The sequence below is a fragment of the Rubellimicrobium sp. CFH 75288 genome (genome assembly GCF_009904055.1).
Classification (GTDB): domain Bacteria; phylum Pseudomonadota; class Alphaproteobacteria; order Rhodobacterales; family Rhodobacteraceae; genus Rubellimicrobium.
Window position 1 is genome coordinate 1 of the sequence record NZ_WYDP01000038.1, and the last position, 6,400, is coordinate 6,400.

The following is a 6,400-nucleotide window of genomic DNA, read 5'->3' on the forward strand; positions in this document are numbered from 1 at the left end:
ACACGATTTGTGCAACAGAGCCGATCAGCGCCCGAAGAGCGAGGGCTGTCCGCGTGCTGAAGTGATCAGGTTCAGCTTCAGCAGCCTGATGCGCGCGGCCTCTTCGGAAACCGCGAAACGCTCAATGACCATCTGGATCAGCCGCGCGGCATGCTCCGTCGAAACATGGATATCGCCATGCAGCTCGCGCGGACTGCAGTAGTCGGACACGAGGCGACGGACCGGCGTGGCCGGCATCAGCAGCACGCCGCTGATATAGCCGGCCTGCCATTCCATCCAGTCCGACTGCGGGGCGTCCAGGATATTGTCGCGTTTGGAGATCGCCTTGTTGGCGTTCACGCCGCGCTCGAGCAGGTCGCCGTTGGCGAATTTCTGCGCCCAGAGAGGCCCGTGAAACTTCACGTGCCCGAACTCATGGGTGAGCGTGGTGCGGAAGCGATTCTCGCGCCGCTCGTCGGCCACGATCCGTTCGGAGATGGAGACCTTGGGCCCCCGGTCTAGGAAGAACTCGGTGACCCCTTCCACATCGGGACCGTAAGCAGACAGGTCGGCGTAAGGGTCGAGGTCCGCGTGGTGCATCTCGATCAGCACGGTCAGGTCGTCGGTCGCCACGGGATAGTCGACCTCACCGTAGCGCTTCACCAAAAGCTCACGGATCAGCCGCTCGCATTCATCGTCGAGATCTCGCTCGCGGTAGAAGGGTCGCTCGGCAAAGCGGCCCCGTGTTATCACGGATCATCTTCACCATGCCAACCCCCTTACTCCTTCAACGTCTTCCTGAAATTGGCGAAGGCCTCGACGACCTTGCCCGGGGTGGACGCATCCGGCCGAAGATCATCCGGTAGCCGGCCTGCGAGTGCGTATAGGTAGTCCTCCGGGATGTTCAGGATGCCGGAGAACTGGCGAATCAGGTGCCCCGAGCTGGGGCTGCGTCGGTCGTGCTCGATGTCGTTGAGGTACTGTGGGGATATCGACCCGCCGCCCTCTTCCTTCATCACGCGCGCTGCGAGCTCCTTCTGGCTGAGACCGAGTGCCTTGCGGGCCTTCGAAATCGCCTGGCCGAAGGTCACACCGTCGGCGGACATGGCCGGTTCATCGCTTCTTCTCCCTGTCAATCCGCTTGTTCGCGGATATGCGAAGGGTTACGCCTTATGGGATCGATGTTCAATGATGAAGCTGGGTGGACGGGGGCCAAGCCCACACGGTACAACGTAGACTGTCGCGACATGAGAGGTCAGCATGCCCACTGTCGGCTGGATCCGAGAAGGTGACCTCGATGCCTTCTTTGAGGGCACCGAAAGGACCCCAGATCCCGGGCCGCCACGAGAGCCAGGCTACTCCTGCCCTTTCTGCGCAGCGCATTTTCCGAGCCAGTCGGAGTTCCAAGACCATGTCTACGCTAAACATCGCGTAGAGCGGCCATTCATCCTCCTGCGCGGCCAAGAACCGAGTGCGCATGCCGTCATTCGATCGCCACTCTCATTGTCAGATATTGCCGTAACGAACGCGAGCCATGCCAAGGTCTGCCTCGACGGTGCTCTGCCGCAGCAGGTCTCCATTGATACTCTCAGGGAGACCATCGCCGCGACCTCTCAGGCGGAGCTAAACCTCGAATTGGTCAATGCGACTGAGCAAAGGGCGGCACCTGTTGTCACTCACTATGGCCTCTCGTTCCGAATTGCACAAAAGGCTGAGCTCAAGCGAGTAGAGGAAGCTTTCGGAGAAATACTGGTATCTGAGGCGATAACCAGAAATTCGATTGGCTCTTTCCTCGCGGACAAGCGGACTCAGGGACCGGGAAGGGAGTATGCATCCGGCCTCGCCGACTATTGTCTTGGAATTATTATCAAAGAGCGCCCTGATGGCGAGAGCCTGACCACTCCATTCTCCCGCTATCGTGAACTCTATGGACGCGCGCTCGATATCCTGAAGGATTTCCCGCGCCCACTTGCAAGACTAATTACCTGCATAATACGCTTTTCGTTGAATAACTTCGAAAATGGCGGAGGGCGTACAGGATATTGGGAACTCGATCTCGCGATTGAGCTGCTATCGAACCCTGGCTCGGCAATCCTGGCATGCCCTAACGAGAGTGTCACTCGGCGGCCAGTCTGCCCGATCGATCACGGGACAGGGCGGATGCTTGAACTTTCAAAACATCTCACTGCACAGCCGCGATGGAGTCCGATCCTGGATGACGAGTGCAGGACGCTCGCGCAATCTGGCCTACTCGACGTGACCGATCACCAGAAGGCGCTCGCCATATGGGCCGCTTCAGCATGGCGACTCGGCTCGACCGAGTGCGCCTTGGAACCACTAACACAGATCGCCGAGATCTATCCCTTCAGCCGATGGGCGAGCAAATACCTGGAGCAAGCATCGACGTGACCGAGAAAGAAAAGAAGTCAGGAACCAAGGCTGAGAGCACAGGCGCCGAATTTCAGGTAGAGGGGTCGGACAAATCCAAGGACGCCCCGGTTGAAGAAGTTGATATACCTCCCACGCTTGTAGGGTACTTTGGCGAGGATCGTGCGAGCCCCTCCGTCTTCTTCAAGATCCTTCGCAAGAATGAAGTGAAGCGCTTCCGCTCCACGGACCAAGAGGCAGCCGCCAAGCTTATGCTGTCCAAGGACCCAGAGGCGGAGCGCCTCTGGGGTTTGATGGCCCAAGCCTCACCGCCGGAGCCGGTCGACGCATGGATGTGGGGGGCTGCACAGTCACGCCTTAAGGAGCAACTTGGTGAAGCTTTCGACCCGCATGACCACGACGCAGGACGCATCTTCAAATCCGTTCTGCGTGAACTCTCTGCAGGCCTGGGTTCTGAAAAGAAGGACGATAAGAGGCGCACAGAGAATATTCTGCGGATCGCCATATGTTGGCTTGTTGAGAAGCGGTCGCTCAAAACGTGGCAGGTTGCGGAACAACTTTCTCCAATTCTCTTCAAGGATTTGAAGACGGCTGCGCGGGCAGCACAGCGAGCCGTTCAGAAGGGACGACCTGGTGAGCTTCGGATTGCAGCGGCAATGGCGGCACTTGGCGATCAGATGATCAAGGTCGCGGAAGAAGAACAGGCTCGCGAGAGGCACATCTCCAATGACCTTCGCCATCGTCTCGATGATGCGAACCGAAAGATCGAAAAGCTAAGGACCGAATTGGATGATGCAAAATCGACCATTTCTGAGCAGGAAGCGGCCATCGCCAACTTGGAGAAGACCCTTGCAGCTGAACGCCATCATTGGGGTCATGACCTGACTGAAACAAGAGCCGAGCAAAGAGTGCTGCTGGGCGAACGACTGGGCCCTCTACTCGCGGATGCTATCGACGCTTTGGAAATTGACCCTCCAGCGCCAGGGATTGCGCTTCGACGCGTGAAAGCCGCGCTTTCAGTGATTGAAGAGGCTAAGGAATGAGTGAGACCATCTTCGGCATCGACTTTGGAACAACAAACAGTCTGGCGGCAGTTTCAGTCGGGGGGCGCGCCCTCGCACTCGTAGATCCAGTCACCCGTCGCCCTCATCCGTCCGTCATCTGGTACCGTGGCGCAGACATCGTAGTTGGACGCGAAGCCCGAGAGAACATGGACATCACCGAAGGTGGCGCCCCACCAGGCTTCGTTCGATCTCCGAAAATGTCGCTCAGGCGTGATGGTCCTATCTTCGTGGATGGCAGACCTGTCGAGCCTACCGATGCCGTCGCCGAAGTCCTCCGACATTTGAAAGCCGACGCAGCCATCGCGCGCGGCGGTGCACCTGCGCACGATCTCACACGGGCGGTGTTCACCATTCCCGTCGACTTCGGAGGGCCTGAGCGCCGAGCCCTTCGCGAAGCGGCTCGGAAAGCCGGCATTGGCGTTGTGCAATTTGTTCACGAGCCGGTAGCTGCCCTTTATGCTCACCTTCGTGCCCAACCCGACCTTGGCCGCGAGCTGGCGCGCCTCGAAGGAAGATCCATCCTCGTTTTCGATTGGGGTGGCGGCACGCTCGACTTGACCCTCTGCCGCATCACTGGTGGTGCGATCATGCAGGTCAGAAATCTTGGCGACAACGAAGTCGGCGGCGACAAGTTCGACGAACGGCTGCGAAATCACTTGCGCGAGAAGCATGCGTCCGCGCATGGCTTGGAAGACATCACAGCGCTAGAACAACCGGGCATGGCAGCGAAGCTGCTGCACCAGTGCGAAATTCTGAAGATCCATTTGTCTGATCCCAAGGTCGACACCGAAGACGTGATCGTACGGAACTACCTGAAGGTTGATGGGCCCGGAAAAAACCTCCTTGGATCGGTAACCCGGGCGGAACTCGAGAAACTCAGCTCTGGCATCGTCGCACGCGGGCTGGCTCGGATCGATGAGATACTGGAGCAGGCGCAGCTGACTTACCAGGATGTCGAACTGTGCCTGGCAACTGGCGGGATGGTCAACATGCCCGCAATTCGAGATGGCCTGACGGAACGGTTCGTGGGGAGAGTTCCGCGGCTCGAAAATGGTGATCGCATCATCGCCGAAGGCGCCGCTTGGATTGCGCATGATGGGCTCAGGCTCAAACTGTCAAAACCGATCGAAATACTCGTCGCAGACACATCTGGCCGGGGCACCTACCACTCTCTTGTCGATGCCGGCTGGACACTTCCGATCGAGAACGAAACCCAGAACGTCGCCAACACCCGCCTGTTTTGCGTGGACCCTCGGGAGGGCGTCGCGGTTGTGGAGGTTGCGAAGCCGGTAAAGCTCGGCAAGTCATCGCCAGATGATCCCCGGCGTTCGCTTTGCGTCGTCAGGGTTGAGGTCGACCCCAAAGCACAGCCTCTGCTCGAACGAATCGAATGCAGCTTGCAGATCGATCATGATTATGTCGCGCGAGTGAACCTGAGATCGACTGGGCGTGGGGCTCAGTCTTCCGAAGAATTCCACGACCTCGAATTTGGCCTCTCGCTGGCCGAGATTCCCTCGCCGGATCGGGAGGGCGACAATATTCTCTCTCGCAACTCATCCGGCCCAGTTGGCCAGGCGAAACCCTTGGCCCACAGCAACCTGTATCAAAGGACCAACGTCGCGAGGCTTGTCGAGAGCAATCAGGCGCATGGCGAACTTTGGAAGTGCGTGCCCGGCGATCTCATCGAACAGTGGCAGCCGAGTTACTTCGACACCAGGAGCAATGCCGCTACTCAACGCCAGCTTGATGAGCGCAATTTCTATGTGCCCTGCGCTCGATGCAGGAGAAGGATTTCGCAGATAAAGGCTGAAGGCCCCGTCAACGCCTGCTCGGAAAGCCCGAACTTCTGTGGGTTTGAGCGCCCAAGGAATCCCGGGCATCAGACCTCCGGTGTCCACCGCACCCAGTAGAGCAACCGAGAAAGCCTTTTCGCGTGTCGAAGTACAACCCCAACCACCATGTTGAGCCGATTTACCACGCTGTCAGGCAGTGGCGAGAACGATCTCTGGCCGCCGAGCATTCTGTATTTTCTGAGGGGAAGAACCTCTGGACGGACTCGCTCTTGGATGAACTTGACCGGCGCTTCGTCAAAAACCTCGACGCCGGTGAAGGTGATTTCCTCTCGAAATTGAAGGTGCAGCTCTCGGAGGGCTCGCCCGATTGTCGCCAGCTGATGGCCGAGAGCCTTTGGCTTACGTTGGCTCTTCCCGTCGAACGTCGGCGCCGCCAAGAAGCGCGAAAACGTGCTGGAGATCTGGTCTTGGTCGGGAGAGGACCTGAGCGCGACCCACCCTCTTCTGGAAGACTCTGTTCTTGAAGGCATCGGCTCCGCCGGGACTGCCTACAACACGCACCGTTGGCGCGAGCTGGTATTCCTCATCGGCGCCCTGCGCGATTTCAAGGCTCGCGGTGACGCCGACCGTGAGCAGATCGCGTCGGACCCGTGGGCATTCTCTGGCTGGCTGAGCGGCCTCCCGGAGGCGCGGCATAGGCAGCTGATCCACATTCTTCCACACCTTCTGTTTCCCGACACGTTCGAGCGGATCAGTTCCGAGGGCGACAAACGCCTGATCCTCGCCGGCTTCGGAGACACGACGGAGAAGGAGATCAAGAAGTGGAGCACTGTCGAGATCGACCGCGCCTTGCTCGAGCTGCGCCGCGACTTGAAGAAGAGCATGGCGCGGACATCGATTTCTACCAGGAAGAGTTCGAGTCCCAGTGGAAGAACCAGACGAAGAACTGGCTCCTCAGTTGGAACCCCTCCAGATGGGCGTGGGACACACTCGCGGCCGACCGCGCCACGACGATCAGTGGGGAGAAGGCCGACAACCGTTGGCGCTGCAGCTCGAGCAAGCCGCGCGAGGGTGACCGCGTCTTTCTGATCCGCACCGGCAATCCTCCGAAAGGCGTCGTGGCCGTCGGAAAGATCACGCGCGCGCCCTACGAAGTTCGGCCTGAACAACGTCGAG

General features: G+C 59.1%; 6 protein-coding genes. 4 read left to right on the forward strand and 2 right to left on the reverse strand.

The features are described from left to right. Positions 1–24 precede the first annotated feature (24 nt). A complete protein-coding gene (locus tag GT358_RS16140; RefSeq protein ID WP_371416316.1) occupies positions 25–732 on the reverse strand; it encodes an ImmA/IrrE family metallo-endopeptidase in 708 nt (235 codons plus the stop codon). Between the two features lie 26 nt (positions 733–758). Then, positions 759–1,085 (reverse strand): helix-turn-helix domain-containing protein, encoded by a 327-nt coding sequence (locus tag GT358_RS16145; protein WP_166583665.1) that lies wholly within the window; start codon positions 1,083–1,085, stop codon positions 759–761. A gap of 154 nt (positions 1,086–1,239) precedes the next feature. On the opposite strand from GT358_RS16145, the gene GT358_RS16150 reads away from it, so the two are divergent. The 4 genes from GT358_RS16150 to GT358_RS16930 form a co-directional block, all read left to right on the forward strand. After that, positions 1,240–2,388, forward strand: a complete 1,149-nt coding sequence (locus GT358_RS16150; RefSeq protein WP_166583666.1) for a hypothetical protein — start codon at positions 1,240–1,242, stop codon at positions 2,386–2,388. Beyond that, complete coding sequence (locus GT358_RS16155; RefSeq protein ID WP_166583667.1) at positions 2,385–3,410, forward strand: hypothetical protein; 1,026 nt, start codon at positions 2,385–2,387, stop codon at positions 3,408–3,410. Before GT358_RS16150 ends, GT358_RS16155 begins: the two co-directional genes overlap by 4 nt. Next, the gene (locus GT358_RS16160; protein ID WP_166583668.1) at positions 3,407–5,341 is read left to right on the forward strand and encodes an Hsp70 family protein; all 1,935 of its coding nucleotides are present in this window, start codon (positions 3,407–3,409) and stop codon (positions 5,339–5,341) included. Before GT358_RS16155 ends, GT358_RS16160 begins: the two co-directional genes overlap by 4 nt. Positions 5,342–6,045: 704 nt before the next feature. Then, positions 6,046–6,400, forward strand: a 355-nt coding sequence (locus GT358_RS16930; RefSeq protein ID WP_208103585.1) for an EVE domain-containing protein, incomplete at its 3' end; no start/stop codon positions are given.

Bases quoted from the DNA above. Each gene is read 5' to 3' on its own strand.
- GT358_RS16145 (WP_166583665.1), bottom strand. From the start codon at position 1,085: ATGTCCGCCGACGGTGTGACCTTCGGCCAGGCGATTTCGAAGGCCCGC.
- GT358_RS16150 (WP_166583666.1), top strand. From the start codon at position 1,240: ATGCCCACTGTCGGCTGGATCCGAGAAGGTGACCTCGATGCCTTCTTT.
- GT358_RS16160 (WP_166583668.1), top strand. From the start codon at position 3,407: ATGAGTGAGACCATCTTCGGCATCGACTTTGGAACAACAAACAGTCTG.